The sequence below is a fragment of the Yersinia entomophaga genome, from assembly GCF_001656035.1.
Lineage (GTDB): Bacteria > Pseudomonadota > Gammaproteobacteria > Enterobacterales > Enterobacteriaceae > Yersinia > Yersinia entomophaga.
The window spans coordinates 2,289,153-2,307,065 of the sequence record NZ_CP010029.1 but is presented as its reverse complement, the minus strand read 5'-3'; the positions used below and the strand labels follow the sequence as shown (position 1 = coordinate 2,307,065).

Below are 17,913 nucleotides of genomic sequence, written 5' to 3'. Positions count from 1 at the left end.
CAGAAAAGCTAGCTTTATCATTGAGTTTCAGCCGGAACTTCTGTAATGATTTGATACAGCTCATCATCACTTTGTGCCGCTCGTAAACGTCGACACACTGTTTTATCTGCTAATCGTTTAGCGACTAAAGATAAAGTATGTAGGTGGGTTTTACATTGATCGGCTGGAACCAGCAAGGCAAATAACAGGTCAACCGGCTGATTATCAATAGCATCAAAAGCGATAGGTTGATCCAGACGAATGAAAACGCCGACGGCACGCAGCGTGTCTTCCTCTAACTTGCCGTGAGGAATGGCGATGCCATTACCAATACCGGTACTGCCCATACGTTCGCGGGTTAGCACAGCGTCGAAAACGACCTGTGACGGCAAGTTAAGCTGCTTGGCAGCAAGCTCGCTGATGATTTCCAGTGCCCGTTTTTTACTCGAGCAGTGAACGGAGCTTTTGGTGCACTCGATATTTAATACCGAGTCTAATTGCATGGCTAAATCGTTGGTCATCTCATCTTTCACTTAAGCGCTGTTTCACTCCTGATGTCGGCGGCTGGTCAATCCATGTCGCCGACTCAGGTAATGTAGCGCGACTGGCTACAGTGAGTGAAGAACCTTTCCCTTTAGACTATATATCCGTTATTTTTCAAACTACTTGGTGTTGGCTGCTATCATTCACCCAATCACTTAGTGATGTAAGTTTATGAGTTTCTTTGGTTTGCGGCCTTCCTGTATCCTGAAATCTGTATGGCATATAAGTCTGGCGGTCATCATGTTCTTAATGTTGCTTTAATTTATCTTTATGTTTGTTTAATTGACGGGCTAATTTATCGATCAGACCGTCAATGGCCGCATACATATCCTGGTGTTCCGAGGTTGCATGCAACTCTCCTCCATTCACATGGACTGTCGCTTCCGCTATTTGTTGCACTTTCTCCAAGCTTAAAACCACATAGACCTGATTAATACGATCGAAGTATTGCTCAAGTTTGGCAAATTTCGTGGTAACAAATTCGCGTAAAGGTTCGGTTATCTCGACGTGATGTCCGGTAATGTTGAGCTGCATAGTGTCTTCCTTCTCTGTTCGGGTCAAACCAACTGTTTACGTTGATTGGACGGCGGGATGGATAACGACTCTCGGTATTTCGCAACGGTTCGCCGCGCCACCATAATGCCTTGCTCGCAAAGCAGGGTGGTTAGCTTGCTGTCGCTCAGTGGTTTGGCAGGGTTTTCTGCCGCCACCAACTTCTTCACCAATGCCCGGATCGCCGTAGAAGAGGCTTCGCCTCCGCTTTCGGTATTCACATGGCTGGAGAAAAAATACTTTAGCTCGAAAATACCCCGTGGGCTGTGCAGGAACTTCTGCGTAGTCACGCGGGAAATCGTCGATTCATGCATATCCACGGCCTGCGCGATATCCGCCAGTACCATGGGTTTCATATGTTCTTCACCGTTTTCAAAGAACTCAATCTGCTGTTCGACAATACAACGCGCTACTTTAAGCAGCGTTTCGTTGCGGCTTTCCAGGCTTTTAATCAGCCATTTTGCCTCTTGCAGATTACTGCGAATAAACTGACCGTCGCTGTCATTACGCGCGCTGCCACCCATGGCGGCATACTGCTGATTGATTTTCAGGCGCGGAATGCTGTCCGCGTTCAGTTCTACCGTCCAACCGCTGCGTTCTTTGCGTACGAGAACGTCAGGAATCACATACTCGGACTCACCGGTATTGATCGACTGGCCGGGGCGCGGATCCAAAGACTGAATCAGCGCGATCGCTTCTTTAAGTGTATCTTCTTTTAAGCGACTTAAGCGGATCATCGTGCGGAAATCATGGTTACCTAACAAATCCAGATAATCGCTGACGATCAACTTGGCTTCGTTCAGATAAGGCGTCTCTTTTGCATACTGAGAGAGCTGAACCAACAGACATTCCCGTAGATTGCGCGCCGCTACGCCAATAGGATCAAAATGCTGGATGCGTTTTAGCACCGCTTCCACTTCTTCTAGCGTCAGGCTTTCATCACCCATGCTTTCCAGAATATCTTCCAGCGGCACGGTGAGATAGCCAGTGTTATCCACCGCATCGACGATGGAGGTCGCGATGGCGCTATCGGTATCGGAAAACGGCGTCAGTTCCACCTGCCACATCAGGTAATCTTGCAGAGACTGGGTCGTTTCACCCTGATAAACCGGCAGTTCATCGTCGCTGTAATCATTACCCATACCTGAAGGCGTACCGGCGGTATAAATTTCATCCCAAGTCGCGTCTAACGGCAGTTCTTCCGGCATATCCTTTTGTTCAAGGGCTTCGCGGGTATCCAGATCGTCCCGCTCCTCAACCTCTTTGGCGTCGACTTCTTCGTGGACATCCGTTTGCTCAAGCAGCGGGTTGCTTTCCAGCGCCAACTGAATCTCCTGCTGAAGCTCAAGCGTAGAGAGCTGCAACAAACGGATAGCCTGTTGGAGTTGGGGGGTCATGGCCAGCTGTTGGCTGAACCTGAGTTGCAAACCTTGCTTCATAGGATTACGGCGATTTCCCTTAGTGAATCACGAACCAAAAAAACAAACATCAAAGGCGGAATTCTTCGCCTAAATAGACGCGCTTAACCTGCTCATCCGCCAGAATTTCTTGCGGCGTGCCGTGGGCGATTAAGTGCCCCTGGCTGACGATATAGGCTCGTTCACAAACGTCCAGCGTTTCCCGCACGTTATGGTCGGTAATCAGTACGCCAAGGCCACTGTCACGCAGATGCTCGATAATCTTCTTGATATCAATCACGGAAATAGGATCGACGCCTGCAAAAGGCTCATCCAGCAGGATGAATTTTGGATTAGCTGCCAGCGCGCGGGCGATTTCCACACGGCGACGTTCACCACCGGAAAGAGATTGCCCTAGGCTGTCGCGCAGATGGGTGATATGAAATTCTTCCATCAGCTCTTCAGCACGCTCTTTACGTTGTTCGCCGGACAAGTCGTTGCGAATTTCCAGCACGGCCATCAGGTTGTTATAGACGCTCAGGCGGCGGAAGATAGAGGCCTCCTGCGGCAGATAGCCAATCCCGCGACGAGCGCGTTCATGCAACGGCAGCAGACTGATATCTTCTTCATCAATCACGATACGCCCGGCGTCCCGTTGAACGATACCGACAACCATATAGAAAGTGGTGGTTTTACCGGCACCGTTTGGGCCCAGCAGGCCAACGATCTCACCGGAATTCACTTTCAGGCTAACGTCTTCGACCACTTTACGGCCTTTGTAAGCCTTAGCCAGCTTTTCTGCGATTAATGTTGCCATAAGTTTTTACTTACTCTTCTTTTGGCCGTTAGCGTTTGGGCCTTTGTCTTGTAACTGGGATGGTAATAGCACGGTGGTGACTCGCTTGCCTTTATCACTGAAGGCTTCCATTTGCTGCTCTTTCACCAGGTAGGTGATTTTGTCACCTTTGATATTGCTATCCAGCTGTTCCAGATAGGCATTACCGGTCAAAATAACGAATTCTTTGGCCACTTCATAACGCAGTTTCTGGCCGTGGCCTTTTACCGGTTTCCCGTTGTCCTGCATTTGATAGAAAGTCACCGGATTACCAAAACCTTCGATCACCGTTTTACTTTGATCGCCGCCGGGACGAGTAATAACCATTTTATCGGCTTTAATTTCGATACTACCTTGCTTCACGATCACATTGTCCGTGAAAGTGGCGGTATTACCGGTCATGTCCAGAGCTTGTTTATCCGACGTAATATTAATTGGCTGATCGGTATCGCCGGTTAATGCCAGAGCCGGAACGCTTGCGACCAAAAGCGAGCTGGCAATCAGGAGGTGACGCATTTTATTTTTGGATTTCATAATAGGTTTTAACCTTTTCAATCAGCTCGGCGGTTTTGTTCCGCAAATTCCCACGCATTTTCATGCCGTTAGATGTAAACCCAATGCCATAAAGGGTAACTTCATCGTCTGAGGATACATCCTGAGTGATCAAATTAACCTGCGCATTATCGGTTTTGATTTTCTGCAATTGCGAAGTGGTGGTTAAACTGTCCACGACCACATTACCGTATAAATACAGCATTCTGTCATCGGTCAGTTTGGCGCGATCGGCGCGGACTGACCAAGTCGCTACGGCATTTTCATCAAACATGGTCATGACCGGTTTGGTAAACCAGGTCACCTCTTTGGTGGTGTAATTTTTAACATCTTCCGCCACCAGTTTGTAATTGAGTTTACCGACCGGATTATAAACTACCGTCACCGTATGCTGACTTTGGTAGGTCGGTTCATTATCGTCGACTGGAATATTCTGATCTTTCTGATTAAATCCGGAAAAGTTCCAGCCAATCAGCGACAGCGTAATCAACGCCAGTATTAGCGTGATCCAAAATTTTGTTTTACTCATATCGACAACCCTTCGGCACCTTCCAGCTTATCCTGCGCGAGCAGTATTAAATCGCATAATTCACGCACTGCACCGCGCCCGCCGTTTATCCGCGTAACATAATGTGCTTTAGGTAGCAGCAGAGGGTGGGCATCTGCCACCGCTACGGATAAACCAACCTGTGCCATCACCGGCCAGTCAATCAGGTCGTCACCGATGTACGCGACTTCCTCAGGCTGACAGGAGAGTGTATCTAACAGTTCACCATAGGCCAAAAGCTTATTGGGTTGCCCTTGGTAAAGATGAGTAATCCCCAAGGTTTTAGCTCGGTCTTCCAGTAACTTTGCTGAACGGCCGGTGATAATGGCCACTTCAATCCCAGAGGTGAGCAGGCAGCGGATGCCATAACCATCGCGGACATTAAAGCTTTTCAGCTCTTCGCCATCGTTGCCCATAAAAATCAGGCCGTCGGACATCACGCCGTCCACGTCGCAAATCAGCAGCCGGATTTTGGCCGCTCTTTGCATTACATCTGCGGTTACCGGCCCGTAGCAAGTGTCCGCATACTCAGTGTTACTCATTCCATATCCTTTATACGACGCCTGCTCTCAGCATGTCATGCATATGAACCACGCCCAATAATTGGTCACCGTCAGCCACTAATAGCGCGGTGATATGACGTGATTCCATCAGATTTAGCGCATCAACCGCCAGAATATTCGGGCGTACCCGAACGCCGCCGCGGGTCATTACATCGGCAATTTTGGCGTTATTCAGGTCGATACCCATATCAAATACGCGGCGTAAGTCGCCGTCGGTAAAGATACCCTCGATCTTCATCAAGTCGTTACAGATAACGGTTAAACCAAGATTCTTCCGAGTGATCTCTAATAATGCATCACGCAGCGAAGCATCGGGACTGACGTGGGGAATATCATCGCCAGTGTGCATGATATCGCTGATGCGCAAGAGTAGTTTACGCCCCAGTGCGCCGCCGGGATGGGACAGCGCGAAGTCTTCCTGAGTAAAGCCACGGGCTTTCAGCAGCGCGACGGCTAATGCATCGCCCATCACCAAGGTCGCGGTAGTGCTGGTGGTTGGCGCCAGACCCAGTGGGCAGGCTTCCTGCGGCACTTTGATGCATAAATGAATATCTGCGGCCTTGCCCATGGTGCTGTTTGGATTGTTCGTCATACAGATCAATGGAATGCGTTGACGTTTCAACACCGGAATCAATGCCAGAATCTCGTTGGATTCGCCGGAATTAGAAATGGCCAGCACGATATCCTGCGGTGTTACCATTCCCAAATCGCCGTGGCTAGCTTCCCCCGGATGTACAAAGAAGGCCGGTGAACCGGTACTGGCGAAGGTGGCCGCAATTTTGCAACCGATGTGGCCAGATTTCCCCATGCCCATCACGACGATCTTGCCCTGACAATGGAACATTTTCTCGCAGGCGCGAGCGAAATCTTCATTAATATATTGATCAAGTTCGGCCAGGCCATCACGTTCGATCTGTAATACCTGTTTACCGGCCTGTTGAAAATCTACATCCGGATGCAAAGCAACGTTCGACATACTCAGTTCCCGCTCGTTTTATAATACTGCGCTGAAAGGGGCGAAAAATAGCACCGCAAGGTACGCGATAAAGCCACATAATAACAGAGCGCCGGCCAGATGACCGATTCGTTGTTTTCGCCCAAGGCAAAGTAGGGTAAATATGACGCTTACAACCAGCATTACCCAGTAATCTCGCTGGAAAGCTTCCGGATTAATTGCACCCGGAGACAATAACGCCGGTACGCCCAATACGATCACGATATTAAAAATATTGGAGCCGATGATATTACCGATGGCCATATCATCCTCGCCTTTTAGTGCGCCGGCTATAGAAGTCGCCAATTCTGGCAGGCTGGTGCCGATGGCAATCACTGTTAAACCAATGACTAACTCACTCAGCCCAAAGAAGCGGGCAATCACCGTGGCATTATCAACCACAATTTTGGCGGAAAGCGGTAATATAATAAACGCCAGCACCAGCCACAGACAGGCCACGGTATTACTGCTGTCCTGAGGCAATTCTGATAATTGCTCGCGGGTAAGAATATCGTTACCTTCATTGTGCGCCAGACGGGCAATCTTCAACATCAGGGTGATAAAAGCGGCGGCGGCAGTCAGTAAAATAACCCCATCCCATTGGCTAAGATAATTGTTAGATAGCACAAAGCCGCACAGAACAGTGACCACCAACATTAACGGGAGTTCTCGTTGCAGAATTTCTGATCTTACCGTCAGCGGGCGAATAAACGCGGCTCCGCCAATAATCAGCAGCAAATTGGTAATGTTTGAGCCGATAACGTTACCCACCGCCATATCGGTTTGGTTATTGAGTGCGGCCGTAACTGAAACAATCAATTCAGGTAGAGAGGTGCCGATGCCGACAATGGTCATACCGATAATTAACGGTGGAACACCTAACGAGCGGGACAAAACGGCGGCGCCGTACACCAGGCGATCCGCGCCGTACACCAATAAAACCAAGCCAACGATTAATAATGCTATCGCAAGAAACATGCAGAGTCCTTATTGGGTATAATCCCCGGTCCGTTGGCGAAAGGGCATTTGTTTGAGCTTTCGCTCTCATTCTCTTAATGCACTAATTTTGACTGTGGGCGTCGGAAAAGTAAAACTTATGGCCACTTTGGCTACGAAAAAGCGCAAATAAGTTGTAAGAATGCTACGCGTTACACCTATTGACTCCATTTACTGTAGCATTGGCGGTTAAATAGGTAATAAACGGCCTGAAGGGATAAATAAGCATGAATCAGCCGGTGTCTAATCTGATTGAGATCCGTAGGATGAGTTTTACCCGCGGAGAGCGCCCTATTTTTACAGATATCAACATGACCGTACCTAAGGGCAAAGTCACCGCTATTATGGGGCCGTCGGGTATAGGAAAAACCACGCTGCTGCGTTTGATTGGCGGGCAGCTAACTCCGGACGCCGGTGAAATCTGGTTTGATGGCGATAATATTCCATCACTTTCCAGACATCGCCTGTATGACGTGCGTAAAAAAATGAGCATGTTGTTCCAGTCTGGAGCTTTGTTTACCGATTTGACGGTGTTTGAAAACGTGGCTTTTCCGCTGCGCGAACATGGTCATCTACCGGAAGAACTGCTACACAGCACGGTGATGATGAAGCTGGAAGCCGTGGGGCTGCGCGGTGCGGCAAATCTTATGCCGGCCGAGCTTTCGGGCGGTATGGCTCGTCGTGCGGCGCTGGCGCGGGCTATTGCATTGGATCCTGAACTCATCATGTTTGATGAGCCTTTTGTCGGGCAGGACCCAATCACTATGGGGGTATTGGTTAAGCTGATTGATGAGCTGAATCATGCGTTGGGCGTAACCTGCGTCGTGGTTTCTCACGATGTGCCAGAAGTGCTTAGCATCGCGGATTATGCCTATATCGTTGCCGATCAGCATGTTATTGCTGAAGGAACGCCGAAGCAGTTACAAACCAATAGCGATCCTCGGGTGCGTCAATTCCTGGATGGCATCGCTGACGGGCCGGTACCATTCCGTTTCCCGGCGGGCGATTATAAAACCGAGCTATTAGGCTGATGGAGTGTTCATGTTAGTACAGACGTTAGCGTCCGTAGGCCGCAAAGGTATTAATATTTGCGCTACGTTCGGGCGAGCGGGATTGATGTTGTTCAACGCCATAATTGGTTGCCCGCAACCGCGCAAGCAGTTACCGCTACTGGTAAAGCAGCTTTATAGCGTGGGGGTACAATCCCTGCTGATTATTGTCGTTTCTGGCCTCTTTATCGGCATGGTGCTGGGCTTGCAAGGCTATCTGATTCTGACCACCTATAGCGCAGAAGCCAGTCTGGGCATGATGGTCTCACTGTCCTTGCTACGTGAGCTAGGACCGGTGGTGACGGCGTTATTGTTCGCCGGGCGAGCCGGTTCTGCGCTGACCGCAGAAATCGGCCTGATGAAAGCCACCGAGCAAATCTCCAGTCTGGAAATGATGGCTATCGATCCATTGCGCCGGGTTGTTGCGCCCCGCTTTTGGGCCGGTTTAATCAGTATGCCTCTGCTGACGGCAATTTTTGTCGCAGTCGGTATCTGGGGTGGCTCCGTGGTTGGCGTGGACTGGAAAGGTATCGATAGCGGCTTCTTCTGGTCAGCCATGCAGGGCGCGGTTGATTGGCGTACAGATTTACTGAATTGCCTGATCAAGAGTCTGGTATTTGCCATTACCGTGACCTGGATTGCGCTGTTCAATGGGTATGATGCAATCCCAACATCAGAAGGGATTAGCCGGGCAACGACCCGTACCGTGGTGCATTCATCACTGGCGGTACTGGGATTAGATTTTGTGCTGACAGCACTGATGTTTGGGAATTGAGTCGATGCAAACGAAGAAAACTGAAGTCTGGGTGGGCCTATTTATCGTGATTGCCTTAGCGGCAATCATCTTTTTATGCCTGAAAGTGGCGGATATTAAATCTGTTGGCAATCAGCCTACTTACCGGATATATGCCACTTTTGATAATATTGGCGGCCTGAAAGCCAGTTCACCGGTTAAAATTGGTGGTGTAGTGGTAGGACGGGTGGCCGATATTACTCTTGATACCAAAAATTACAGTCCGCGAGTTGCGATTGATATAGAGGATCAATATAACCGAATTCCTGATACCAGCTCTTTAGCGATTCGTACCTCAGGTTTATTGGGCGAACAATATCTGGCGTTAAACGTGGGTTTTGAAGATCCGGAAATGGGCACCAGTATTTTGAAAGAGGGTGGCACCATTCAGGACACCAAATCTGCATTGGTTCTGGAAGATTTAATCGGCCAGTTCCTGTACAAAAGCGGCGGTAATAATCAGGAAACCCCTGAAACTGCACCGGCAGGGGGTTCTACTCCTCCTGCGGCTCAAATTCATTAAGAGGGCATTTGAATGTTTAAACGTTTATTAATGGTCGCACTGTTGGTGGTGGCACCGTTGGCAAATGCCGTGGATCAAACCAACCCTTATCGTCTGATGGACGATGCAGCGCAAAAAACTTTCACTCGTCTGAAAAACGAACAGCCTAAAATTAAGCAGAATCCAGATTATCTGCGCACCATCGTTCATGAAGAACTGATGCCGTTCGTGCAGATTAAATACGCCGGAGCCTTAGTGCTAGGCACTTATTACAAAAGCGCCACGCCAGCTCAGCGCGAAGCCTATTTCAACGCTTTTGGCCAATATCTGGAACAGGCCTACGGCCAGGCATTGGCTTTATATCACGGTCAAACTTACCAAATTGCGCCAGAACACCCGCTGGGTGATGCTAATATTATCGCTATCCGCGTCACCATTTTGGACCCCAATGGACGACCTCCGGTGCGTTTGGATTTCCAATGGCGTAAAAATAGTCAAACTGGTCACTGGCAAGCCTTTGACATGATTGCGGAAGGCGTCAGCATGATCAGCACCAAGCAGAATGAATGGGCATCGATTTTGCGCACTCAGGGTGTAGACGGTTTGACTAAGCAATTGTTAATCGCCGCCAAACAGCCTATTACGTTGGATCAAAAATAATTATGGCAGATGAGCTTCGCTGGGAATCCCAAGGCAGCACGCTGTGGCTGATTGGGGATCTGGATCGTGAAACCTTGCTGCCACTGTGGCAGCAGCGGAACGCTTTGCTGGCGGATAAAACTTGCCTGAATGTGGCGCAGTTACAGCGTGTTGACTCTTCAGGTTTGGCGTTGCTGGTTCATTTACGTGAAGCGTTGCATCAGCGAGGCGTCGAGCTGAAAATTTCAGGCGTCAGCGATCGTTTGGCGACGCTGATTACGTTATACAACTTACAGGAAATAATTCCAGTCACGGCGGCAACTTAGCGCGTCGCACGACCTTAGTTGAGCATAACGGCATTCTGGCCCCTGTACGTAACTTACGACACAGGGGCTTTTCTTTAGTTTAAGAGCTCGCCGTATTCATCTACTATGTTTGACTGATTATGATCCTCTGAAAATAGAATGAATATTATGGATACCAACGAAATTAAAGATGTGCTGATGAACGCATTGGCACTACAGGAAGCACACGTGACCGGCGACGGTAGTCATTTTCAGGTGATTGCTGTCGGTGAGTTATTTGCCGATATGAGCCGCGTGAAGAAACAGCAGGCTGTGTATGCGCCTTTGATGGAATACATCGCTGATAACCGCATTCATGCTTTATCGATCAAAGCTTATACGCCTCAAGAGTGGCAGCGGGATCGCAAACTTAACGGCTTTTAATGCTGTTGGCTACGGCGAACAGCGACATCGAATCTGACAACAGAGAGTAGTCAAATGGAGAAATTTCGTGTGCAGGGGCGGACTCGCCTAAGTGGTGAAGTCACTATTTCCGGCGCTAAAAACGCTGCCCTGCCAATTATGTTTGCCGCGTTGTTGGCCGAAGAACCGGTGGAATTACAGAATGTTCCTCATCTGAAGGACATCGATACCACTATTAAATTACTGAGCCAACTGGGTACTAAAATTGAGCGTAATGGCTCGATTTTTGTTGATGCCAGCGGGGTTGATGTATTCTGCGCGCCTTACGATCTGGTGAAAACCATGCGCGCCTCCATTTGGGCGTTAGGGCCTTTGGTTGCGCGTTTTGGTCGCGGTCAGGTTTCTTTACCAGGCGGCTGCGCTATCGGTGCTCGTCCGGTTGACCTGCATATCTCTGGTTTGGAACAGCTTGGCGCTGAAATCAAACTGGAAGAAGGCTACGTTAAAGCCTCCGTTGACGGTCGCCTGAAAGGCGCTCACATCGTTATGGATAAGGTCAGCGTTGGCGCGACCGTCACCATTATGAGTGCGGCGACACTGGCTGAAGGCACCACGATTATTGAAAACGCAGCCCGCGAACCGGAAATCGTCGATACTGCGAACTTCCTGAACACGTTGGGTGCAAAAATTACCGGCGCAGGCACTGACCGCATCACAATCGAAGGCGTGGCGCGTTTGGGCGGCGGCGTTTATCGCGTACTGCCGGATCGTATCGAAACCGGTACTTTCCTGGTGGCTGCGGCGATTTCTGGCGGTAAAGTTGTGTGTCGCAAAACCCGTCCGGATACTCTGGATGCGGTATTGGCGAAACTGCGTGAAGCCGGCGCGGATATTGAAGTAGGTGAGGACTGGATTAGTCTGGATATGCACGGTGAACGTCCTAAGGCCGTGACTTTGCGTACCTCGCCGCATCCAGGTTTCCCGACGGATATGCAAGCGCAGTTCAGCCTGCTGAATCTGGTTGCCGAAGGTACTGGCGTGATTACCGAAACTATCTTCGAAAACCGCTTTATGCACGTTCCTGAATTGATTCGTATGGGCGCTCGTGCAGAAATAGAAAGCAACACCGTGATTTGCCATGGCGTTAAACAGCTCTCTGGCGCGCAGGTTATGGCAACAGACCTGCGGGCTTCAGCCAGCTTGGTATTGGCGGGTTGTATCGCTGATGGCGTAACTATCGTTGACCGTATCTATCACATCGATCGCGGATACGAGCGTATTGAAGACAAACTGCGTGCGTTGGGTGCCAACATCGAACGAGTGCAAGGGGAGTAAGCTTTGCTGCGGCTTAGCTAACTGAGATTTAATCTGGCAGGTATGTAGTCATGCCAGATTTAACCGAACCCAGATATAAAAAAGCCGGTCAGGTTTCTCAACTGACCGGCTTTTTTTGCCTGTAACTCAGATTATTTCATCCCATCAGCTGTCTGGATATTCACTGATAGTTAAGTTCAGGGTGATTTGTTCGCCATTGCGCAGAATAACCACGGGAATAGTGGTGCCAGGACGGACTTCGGCTACCTGATCCATGGTTTCTACTGCAGAGATTGCCGGTTTGTTATTCACACTAAGGATAATATCACCGACCTGCATATTTGCCGCCGCCGCTGGGCCGTTAGGCGAAACCTGATTCACTTTAATACCGTGAATGCGCTCCAGATTAGAGGAAGCATTGCGGGTATTGGCGTGGAACGGCGGATAATCGCCGCCGGTAATGCCGATAAAGCCACGAATGACTCGCCCATCGCGAATCAGTTTTTCCATTACTTTAGTGGCTAAAACGGTAGGAATTGCGAAGCCAATGCCTTCCGGCGTTTCGCCATTGTTACTTTTATCGAAAGATAACGTATTAATTCCCACCAATTCGCCGAGAGAGTTGACCAGCGCGCCCCCCGAGTTTCCCTGATTGATCGATGCATCAGTTTGCAGGAAGTTTTGTCGACCGGATGAGCTTAAACCTATGCGTCCAGTCGCGCTGATAATGCCCTGAGTAATTGTTTGCCCTAGGTTATAAGGGTTACCTATGGCAAGAACCACATCGCCAACATGTGGGATTCTGTGGTTATTAATCGGTATAACCGGCAAATTGCCCGCATCGATTTTTAGCACGGCCAGATCGGTCATATTGTCGGAGCCAACCAGCAAGGCTTCGGACACGCGCCCATCTTGCAGAGCCACAATAATCTGCTCAGCGTTATTCACCACGTGCTTGTTGGTAAGAATATAGCCCTTGTCACTCATGATCACGCCAGAACCCAGAGTGCGAATGGCCAGACCGTCCTGAGCGGTGGCACCCATGCTGCGGTTGTACACATTGACTACCGCAGGCGCGGCTCTGCGCACCCCAAGGTTGTAGCTAACGGGAACTTCACTATCTGTGCTCTCTGCTTTTCCGGCGAACAGGTAACCGGGCGAACGCAAAACGGGCAGCGCAGCCAGTAATATACCGGCAACAATCAGCCCAATAATGGTGGATCGCAATAGCTTAATAAACATGAGGTTTAAGGCATGAAAGATAGGTGATGGCAGAATAGCATGAGTTAACCGGACACAGCATTGTGCTGTGTCCGATTTTTCTACAAATTAACGTAATAATAGATAAATGGTTTCGTTGCCGCGGATGATATTCAACGCCATCACCGCAGGTTTAGTTGCCAGCGCTTTCCGTAACTCGCTGATATCTTTAGTTTGCTGACGGTTGATACCGATGATCACATCATCTTTCTGTAACCCGGCCTGTGCAGCTGGGGAACCTTTAGCGACGTTATCGACTTTAACGCCTTTGCCTACGCCTTTAATTTCGGTGTTGCTCAAAGACGCACCCTGTAATGATGAAGACAGGGTTTCGGCGCTGGTGGAGGTCGGGTTGCTGTTTTCCAGCGTTACCGAGACTTCCAGCGGTTTGCCGCCGCGCAGTAAGCCAACTTTGATGGTTTTACCCGGCCCGGTCGTTCCGACTTTAGCGCGAAGCTCGGCGAAGCTGTTAATTGGCTTGCCATCCACAGAAACCAATACGTCACCGGCTTTAATACCGGCTTTCGCCGCAGCAGATTTCGGCATAACTTCGCTGACGAATGCGCCACGCTGCGCGTCGATATTAAAGGCTTTGGCCATGTCGGCGGTCATTTCACTGCCTTTAATACCTAAAACGCCGCGTTTGACTTCACCAAACTCAATCAGTTGCTGGCTTAGGTTTTGCGCCATATTGCTCGGAATGGCAAAGCCGATCCCGATGTTACCGCCGCCCGGAGCCAGAATGGCCGTGTTAATCCCGATAAGTTCGCCGTTCAGGTTAACCAGCGCGCCGCCGGAATTACCCCGGTTGATAGAAGCATCGGTTTGAATAAAGTTTTCCAGCCCTTCCAGATTCAGGCCACTGCGGCCCAGAGCGGAAATAATACCGGATGTTGCAGTCTGGCCTAAACCGAATGGGTTACCGACCGCAACGGCGAAATCACCAACTCGCAGATTGTCTGAATCTGCGATAGGAATCGCTTTCAGGTTTTTGGCATCCGTAATCTGTAACAGAGCAATATCGGTTTGCTCATCGCGCCCCAGCAGTTTGGCATCATATTCACGGCCATCATTCAACTGAACGCGGATTTTATCTGCATTATTGATAACGTGATTATTAGTCAGCACATAGCCTTTCTCGGCGTTAATAATCACGCCTGAGCCCAGGCCTTCAAACGGTCGGATGCTTTCTTTGCTCATCGGCGCATTCGGGCCGAAGAAGAATTTAAACTCTTCCGGTAAACGCTGTTGCTGCGCTTGAGTGCCGGTCACATGGACACTGACTACCGCTGGCAGGACTTTTTCTAACATTGGTGCAAGGCTTGGCAAAGGTTGTCCGGCGACGGCCATTGGCAAGGGGGCTGCGGTAACCGCCGGTGCAGCGGCAAGGCTAAGGCCAACGCTTATAGCTAGTGCACTAAGAAGTAATGACTTTTTTTTCATTGGATTAAACTCTCTCAATACCTAACGGTGAATGAATTAGTGATATTGCGGCATAGGCCCACTGAAAGCTAAGACCGTTGGACCGGTAAAAAATTCACTTATTTCAAAAAGCTACTGCGATTACCGCCAGAAGCGACCACGTGATATTCCATCATATAGGGATCGGGGGTCGGTGATTCAAGGAGTGGTAAGTATAGAACTGTAAAAGAAGGGTAAATTAAAGATAACCAGATAGCGCGGGGGAGTGCGCTATCTGGACAACATATTGATAGGTCAGATTAATCGCGGGTTTGATGTTCAGGACGCAGCAAACCGGACGCCCCTTCGGAATAATCGCGCGGCGGCATTTTTACCGGTGCCTGATCGTTATCCGCTTCGGATTCGGTCAAACGGTAGCGGAACGGGTTGTCCTGCATTGGTAAATCAGGCAGCAGGTTATTCGAGCTTTTCGCCATGTGCTGATACAGCTGACGATAGTCACGAGCCATATTGTCCAGCAATTCCGCACTGCGGGCGAAATGACCAACCAACTCCTGACGATATTCTTCCAGATCGGATTTGCTCTTTTCCAGTTCGTTTTGCAGCACTTGCTGCTGACGCAATTTACGATTGCCAAAGCGCATGGCTACCGCACCGATGGCGATACCAACAACTAATCCAATAAGCGCATACTCCCAGGTCATAATGACTCCTTTTTTGACTTCATTGTTCGGTAGGGCTTTTTCACTAATAATACCCACTATAACCGTTAACCTTGTCAGAGTGGAATCCTGATGCAACTTTGCCTATGGTTATCATACTTTTTCCGATGGCATTACCGTCGTTAAATGCGTCGATTACCAGATAAATCAGCATAAAAGCGCAGCGAAAAACAGATAAATATTTTATCAGGGATTGTTGAAAAACATGCAACCTAGTACACCTACAGCACGTTATCAGCAGGCTTTAGCCGCTGGAGAATATCAGCCCGACGAGGTTCAGCGTCAAGCGGTTGAGCAACTGGAACAGATTTATTTGGCTTTGTGTGAGCGGGCAAATCGGCCGACACCCACGCTGGGTCTGCGTGGTCGCCTGAGTCGTTTATTAGGAAGAAACCACGCTTTAGCGGTCACTCCCCCAGTACAGGGGTTATATATGTGGGGCGGCGTTGGGCGCGGAAAAACCTGGCTAATGGATCTGTTTTTCCACAGTTTGCCCGGCGATCGTAAGCTTCGGCTGCATTTTCATCGCTTTATGCTGCGGGTTCATCAGGAATTGGCCGAACTGCAAGGCCATGAAAATCCGCTGGAAATAATTGCCGACGGATTTAAAGCTCAAACCGATGTGTTGTGCTTTGATGAATTCTTTGTTTCGGATATCACCGACGCCATGCTGCTGGCTACGCTGCTGCAGGCTCTGTTTGCTCGCGGTATCACGTTGATTGCCACCTCTAACATACCGCCGGACAATCTCTATCAAAACGGTTTACAGCGAGCGCGCTTCATTCCCGCTATTGCCCTGATTAAAGAATATTGCGAAGTGATGAACGTCGATGCCGGTATTGATTATCGGTTACGGACACTCACGCAGGCACACTTGTATCTCACGCCGTTAAACCCGCAAACCGAACAAAATATGCGTCAGATGTTTATTAAACTGGCGGGGAAAGTGGGGGAAGAAAAGCCGGTTTTGGAGATTAATCATCGCCCGCTGGCAGCTATTAGCGCTGCTGATGGCGTGCTGGCGGTAGATTTCCATACATTATGTGAAGAAGCTCGCAGTCAGTTGGATTACATAGCGCTGTCCCGCGAGTATCACACGGTATTACTTCACAATTTGCGCCTGATGACGGCAAAGGAAGAAAATGCCGCACGCCGGTTTTTAGCGTTGGTTGATGAGTTTTACGAACGTCGAGTGAAGTTAATTATCTCTGCAGAAGCATCGATGTTTGAAATTTATCAGGGGGAGCGCTTAAAATTCGAGTATCAACGCTGTTTATCGCGCCTACAAGAGATGCAGAGCGAAGAGTACCTTAAACTGCCTCATCTGCCGTAAAACGTCAGGTTGCAGTATATTGACGTCGTTGCTCGCACATTGCTGGTTAAACATGCTATTCTGCGCCAGGGCGATCGTTGATCGCCCGATTGAACACCTGTAATTTTATGCTTCTCACGCCAAAAACAGTTCGATCTTTGCAACCGACTTCTCTATAATCTTGCGACCCCACGTTACAATAAAGTTTTTTTCCCAAAAACTTTATAGTGCCAGCATAGGCTATTCGAAGGGGTAGGTTTGCTGGACTTGATGGTCGTGTGAGCCTCAACTGTTGATTTGAGCGTTTGGGTGTTCACCAACGTGTAACTTATAATTGGGTAAGCTTTTAATGAAAACTTTCACAGCTAAACCAGAAACCGTAAAACGCGACTGGTATGTTGTTGACGCGAACGGTAAGACCTTAGGTCGCCTCGCTACTGAACTGGCTCGTCGCCTGCGCGGCAAGCATAAAGCGGAATACACCCCGCACGTTGATACTGGTGATTACATCATCGTTCTGAACGCAGATAAAGTTGCTGTAACCGGCAACAAGCGTACAGACAAGATTTATTACCATCACACCGGTCACATCGGTGGTATCAAACAAGCGACCTTTGAAGAGATGATTGCCCGCCGTCCTGAGCGTGTGATTGAAATCGCGGTTAAAGGCATGCTGCCGAAGGGCCCGCTGGGTCGTGCAATGTTCCGTAAACTGAAAGTTTACGCGGGCACTGAGCACACCCATGCGGCACAGCAACCGCAAGTTCTGGACATTTAATCGGGATTATGGCAATGGCTGAAAATCAATACTACGGCACTGGTCGCCGCAAAAGTTCTTCCGCACGCGTCTTTATTAAGCCGGGTAGCGGTAACATCGTTATTAACCAACGTAGCATCGAACAGTACTTCGGTCGCGAGACTGGCCGCATGGTCGTTATGCAGCCTCTGGTACTGTTAGATATGGTTGGTAAGTTTGACCTGTACATCACTGTTAAAGGTGGTGGTATTTCTGGTCAGGCTGGCGCTATCCGTCACGGTATCACCCGTGCACTGATGGAGTATGACGAGTCTCTGCGTGGTGAACTGCGTAAAGCTGGCTTCGTAACGCGTGATGCGCGTGAAGTTGAGCGTAAGAAAGTGGGTCTGCGTAAAGCACGTCGTCGTCCACAGTTCTCCAAACGTTAATTTTTTGCCTTTACGGCATCATATTAATGCTAAAAACCCGGTGCCTCACC

The 17,913-nt window shown here is 49.4% G+C and carries 22 protein-coding genes; 10 read left to right on the top strand and 12 right to left on the bottom strand.

What is annotated here, in order from left to right:
- Window positions 1–17: 17 nt before the first annotated feature.
- The 9 genes from ptsN to PL78_RS10525 all read right to left on the bottom strand — a co-directional run bounded on the left by ptsN (window position 18) and on the right by PL78_RS10525 (window position 6,940).
- Complete coding sequence (ptsN, locus tag PL78_RS10565) at window positions 18–500, bottom strand: PTS IIA-like nitrogen regulatory protein PtsN (protein WP_049597907.1); 483 nt, start codon at window positions 498–500, stop codon at window positions 18–20.
- A 268-nt stretch (window positions 501–768) separates the two neighbouring features.
- Window positions 769–1,056 (bottom strand): ribosome hibernation promoting factor, encoded by a 288-nt coding sequence (gene hpf, locus PL78_RS10560; protein ID WP_004722398.1) that lies wholly within the window; start codon window positions 1,054–1,056, stop codon window positions 769–771.
- 23 nt (window positions 1,057–1,079) lie between these two features.
- Window positions 1,080–2,513, bottom strand: a complete 1,434-nt coding sequence (rpoN, locus tag PL78_RS10555) for an RNA polymerase factor sigma-54 (RefSeq protein WP_064515366.1) — start codon at window positions 2,511–2,513, stop codon at window positions 1,080–1,082.
- Between the two features lie 49 nt (window positions 2,514–2,562).
- Window positions 2,563–3,288 (bottom strand): LPS export ABC transporter ATP-binding protein, encoded by a 726-nt coding sequence (gene lptB / locus PL78_RS10550; protein WP_064515364.1) that lies wholly within the window; start codon window positions 3,286–3,288, stop codon window positions 2,563–2,565.
- 6 nt (window positions 3,289–3,294) lie between these two features.
- Window positions 3,295–3,840 (bottom strand): lipopolysaccharide ABC transporter substrate-binding protein LptA, encoded by a 546-nt coding sequence (lptA, locus tag PL78_RS10545; RefSeq protein ID WP_064515362.1) that lies wholly within the window; start codon window positions 3,838–3,840, stop codon window positions 3,295–3,297.
- Window positions 3,824–4,387, bottom strand: coding sequence for an LPS export ABC transporter periplasmic protein LptC (gene lptC, locus PL78_RS10540; protein ID WP_049597901.1), 564 nt, complete (start codon window positions 4,385–4,387; stop codon window positions 3,824–3,826). The genes lptA and lptC overlap by 17 nt, the downstream gene beginning before the upstream one ends.
- A complete protein-coding gene (kdsC, locus tag PL78_RS10535) occupies window positions 4,384–4,947 on the bottom strand; it encodes a 3-deoxy-manno-octulosonate-8-phosphatase KdsC (RefSeq protein ID WP_064515360.1) in 564 nt (187 codons plus the stop codon). Before kdsC ends, lptC begins: the two co-directional genes overlap by 4 nt.
- 10 nt (window positions 4,948–4,957) lie before the next feature.
- The gene (kdsD, locus tag PL78_RS10530) at window positions 4,958–5,944 is read right to left on the bottom strand and encodes an arabinose-5-phosphate isomerase KdsD (RefSeq protein ID WP_064515358.1); all 987 of its coding nucleotides are present in this window, start codon (window positions 5,942–5,944) and stop codon (window positions 4,958–4,960) included.
- Between the two features lie 18 nt (window positions 5,945–5,962).
- Window positions 5,963–6,940 carry a calcium/sodium antiporter gene (locus PL78_RS10525; protein ID WP_064515356.1) on the bottom strand — a complete coding sequence of 326 codons (978 nt, stop codon included), beginning with the start codon at window positions 6,938–6,940 and terminating at the stop codon, window positions 5,963–5,965.
- A gap of 245 nt (window positions 6,941–7,185) precedes the next feature.
- Between PL78_RS10525 and mlaF the strand changes: the two genes are divergently transcribed.
- The 7 genes from mlaF to murA all read left to right on the top strand — a co-directional run bounded on the left by mlaF (window position 7,186) and on the right by murA (window position 11,983).
- Window positions 7,186–7,989, top strand: a complete 804-nt coding sequence (mlaF, locus tag PL78_RS10520; RefSeq protein ID WP_064515354.1) for a phospholipid ABC transporter ATP-binding protein MlaF — start codon at window positions 7,186–7,188, stop codon at window positions 7,987–7,989.
- A 10-nt stretch (window positions 7,990–7,999) separates the two neighbouring features.
- Window positions 8,000–8,782 carry a lipid asymmetry maintenance ABC transporter permease subunit MlaE gene (mlaE, locus tag PL78_RS10515; protein ID WP_064515352.1) on the top strand — a complete coding sequence of 261 codons (783 nt, stop codon included), beginning with the start codon at window positions 8,000–8,002 and terminating at the stop codon, window positions 8,780–8,782.
- A gap of 4 nt (window positions 8,783–8,786) precedes the next feature.
- Window positions 8,787–9,323: an outer membrane lipid asymmetry maintenance protein MlaD gene (gene mlaD, locus PL78_RS10510; RefSeq protein ID WP_064515350.1), complete on the top strand. Its 537-nt coding sequence runs from the start codon at window positions 8,787–8,789 to the stop codon at window positions 9,321–9,323.
- A 12-nt stretch (window positions 9,324–9,335) separates the two neighbouring features.
- Window positions 9,336–9,962: a phospholipid-binding protein MlaC gene (gene mlaC / locus PL78_RS10505; protein ID WP_064515348.1), complete on the top strand. Its 627-nt coding sequence runs from the start codon at window positions 9,336–9,338 to the stop codon at window positions 9,960–9,962.
- A 2-nt stretch (window positions 9,963–9,964) separates the two neighbouring features.
- A complete protein-coding gene (gene mlaB / locus PL78_RS10500) occupies window positions 9,965–10,267 on the top strand; it encodes a lipid asymmetry maintenance protein MlaB (RefSeq protein WP_064515346.1) in 303 nt (100 codons plus the stop codon).
- Between the two features lie 147 nt (window positions 10,268–10,414).
- A complete protein-coding gene (gene ibaG, locus PL78_RS10495) occupies window positions 10,415–10,669 on the top strand; it encodes a BolA family iron metabolism protein IbaG (protein ID WP_025381593.1) in 255 nt (84 codons plus the stop codon).
- A 54-nt stretch (window positions 10,670–10,723) separates the two neighbouring features.
- Window positions 10,724–11,983: a UDP-N-acetylglucosamine 1-carboxyvinyltransferase gene (murA, locus tag PL78_RS10490; protein ID WP_064515344.1), complete on the top strand. Its 1,260-nt coding sequence runs from the start codon at window positions 10,724–10,726 to the stop codon at window positions 11,981–11,983.
- Window positions 11,984–12,127: 144 nt separating this feature from the next.
- Here the strand turns inward: murA and degS are convergent, their stop codons facing one another.
- The 3 genes from degS to zapG form a co-directional block, all read right to left on the bottom strand.
- Entirely contained in the window at window positions 12,128–13,204 is a 1,077-nt protein-coding gene (gene degS / locus PL78_RS10485) for an outer membrane-stress sensor serine endopeptidase DegS (RefSeq protein WP_064515342.1), read from the bottom strand.
- 87 nt (window positions 13,205–13,291) lie between these two features.
- Complete coding sequence (gene degQ / locus PL78_RS10480; RefSeq protein WP_064515340.1) at window positions 13,292–14,665, bottom strand: serine endoprotease DegQ; 1,374 nt, start codon at window positions 14,663–14,665, stop codon at window positions 13,292–13,294.
- A gap of 278 nt (window positions 14,666–14,943) precedes the next feature.
- Window positions 14,944–15,348: a Z-ring associated protein ZapG gene (zapG, locus tag PL78_RS10475; protein WP_049597883.1), complete on the bottom strand. Its 405-nt coding sequence runs from the start codon at window positions 15,346–15,348 to the stop codon at window positions 14,944–14,946.
- 223 nt (window positions 15,349–15,571) lie between these two features.
- Here zapG and zapE point away from each other — a divergent pair, with 223 nt between their 5' ends.
- The 3 genes from zapE (at window position 15,572) to rpsI (ending at window position 17,863) form a co-directional block, all read left to right on the top strand.
- Complete coding sequence (zapE, locus tag PL78_RS10470) at window positions 15,572–16,699, top strand: cell division protein ZapE (RefSeq protein WP_064515338.1); 1,128 nt, start codon at window positions 15,572–15,574, stop codon at window positions 16,697–16,699.
- Window positions 16,700–17,027: 328 nt separating this feature from the next.
- Window positions 17,028–17,456, top strand: a complete 429-nt coding sequence (rplM, locus tag PL78_RS10465; RefSeq protein WP_049597880.1) for a 50S ribosomal protein L13 — start codon at window positions 17,028–17,030, stop codon at window positions 17,454–17,456.
- 14 nt (window positions 17,457–17,470) lie between these two features.
- Window positions 17,471–17,863, top strand: coding sequence for a 30S ribosomal protein S9 (gene rpsI / locus PL78_RS10460; RefSeq protein ID WP_038241165.1), 393 nt, complete (start codon window positions 17,471–17,473; stop codon window positions 17,861–17,863).
- Window positions 17,864–17,913: the final 50 nt, after the last annotated feature.

Bases quoted from the DNA above. Each gene is read 5' to 3' on its own strand.
- mlaE (WP_064515352.1), top strand. From the start codon at position 8,000: ATGTTAGTACAGACGTTAGCGTCCGTAGGCCGCAAAGGTATTAATATT.
- mlaD (WP_064515350.1), top strand. From the start codon at position 8,787: ATGCAAACGAAGAAAACTGAAGTCTGGGTGGGCCTATTTATCGTGATT.
- lptB (WP_064515364.1), bottom strand. From the start codon at position 3,288: ATGGCAACATTAATCGCAGAAAAGCTGGCTAAGGCTTACAAAGGCCGT.
- degQ (WP_064515340.1), bottom strand. From the start codon at position 14,665: ATGAAAAAAAAGTCATTACTTCTTAGTGCACTAGCTATAAGCGTTGGC.
- PL78_RS10525 (WP_064515356.1), bottom strand. From the start codon at position 6,940: ATGTTTCTTGCGATAGCATTATTAATCGTTGGCTTGGTTTTATTGGTG.
- rpsI (WP_038241165.1), top strand. From the start codon at position 17,471: ATGGCTGAAAATCAATACTACGGCACTGGTCGCCGCAAAAGTTCTTCC.
- ptsN (WP_049597907.1), bottom strand. From the start codon at position 500: ATGACCAACGATTTAGCCATGCAATTAGACTCGGTATTAAATATCGAG.
- rplM (WP_049597880.1), top strand. From the start codon at position 17,028: ATGAAAACTTTCACAGCTAAACCAGAAACCGTAAAACGCGACTGGTAT.
- ibaG (WP_025381593.1), top strand. From the start codon at position 10,415: ATGGATACCAACGAAATTAAAGATGTGCTGATGAACGCATTGGCACTA.
- mlaF (WP_064515354.1), top strand. From the start codon at position 7,186: ATGAATCAGCCGGTGTCTAATCTGATTGAGATCCGTAGGATGAGTTTT.
- mlaC (WP_064515348.1), top strand. From the start codon at position 9,336: ATGTTTAAACGTTTATTAATGGTCGCACTGTTGGTGGTGGCACCGTTG.
- degS (WP_064515342.1), bottom strand. From the start codon at position 13,204: ATGTTTATTAAGCTATTGCGATCCACCATTATTGGGCTGATTGTTGCC.
- rpoN (WP_064515366.1), bottom strand. From the start codon at position 2,513: ATGAAGCAAGGTTTGCAACTCAGGTTCAGCCAACAGCTGGCCATGACC.
- zapE (WP_064515338.1), top strand. From the start codon at position 15,572: ATGCAACCTAGTACACCTACAGCACGTTATCAGCAGGCTTTAGCCGCT.
- lptA (WP_064515362.1), bottom strand. From the start codon at position 3,840: ATGAAATCCAAAAATAAAATGCGTCACCTCCTGATTGCCAGCTCGCTT.
- lptC (WP_049597901.1), bottom strand. From the start codon at position 4,387: ATGAGTAAAACAAAATTTTGGATCACGCTAATACTGGCGTTGATTACG.
- zapG (WP_049597883.1), bottom strand. From the start codon at position 15,348: ATGACCTGGGAGTATGCGCTTATTGGATTAGTTGTTGGTATCGCCATC.
- kdsC (WP_064515360.1), bottom strand. From the start codon at position 4,947: ATGAGTAACACTGAGTATGCGGACACTTGCTACGGGCCGGTAACCGCA.
- mlaB (WP_064515346.1), top strand. From the start codon at position 9,965: ATGGCAGATGAGCTTCGCTGGGAATCCCAAGGCAGCACGCTGTGGCTG.
- murA (WP_064515344.1), top strand. From the start codon at position 10,724: ATGGAGAAATTTCGTGTGCAGGGGCGGACTCGCCTAAGTGGTGAAGTC.
- hpf (WP_004722398.1), bottom strand. From the start codon at position 1,056: ATGCAGCTCAACATTACCGGACATCACGTCGAGATAACCGAACCTTTA.
- kdsD (WP_064515358.1), bottom strand. From the start codon at position 5,944: ATGTCGAACGTTGCTTTGCATCCGGATGTAGATTTTCAACAGGCCGGT.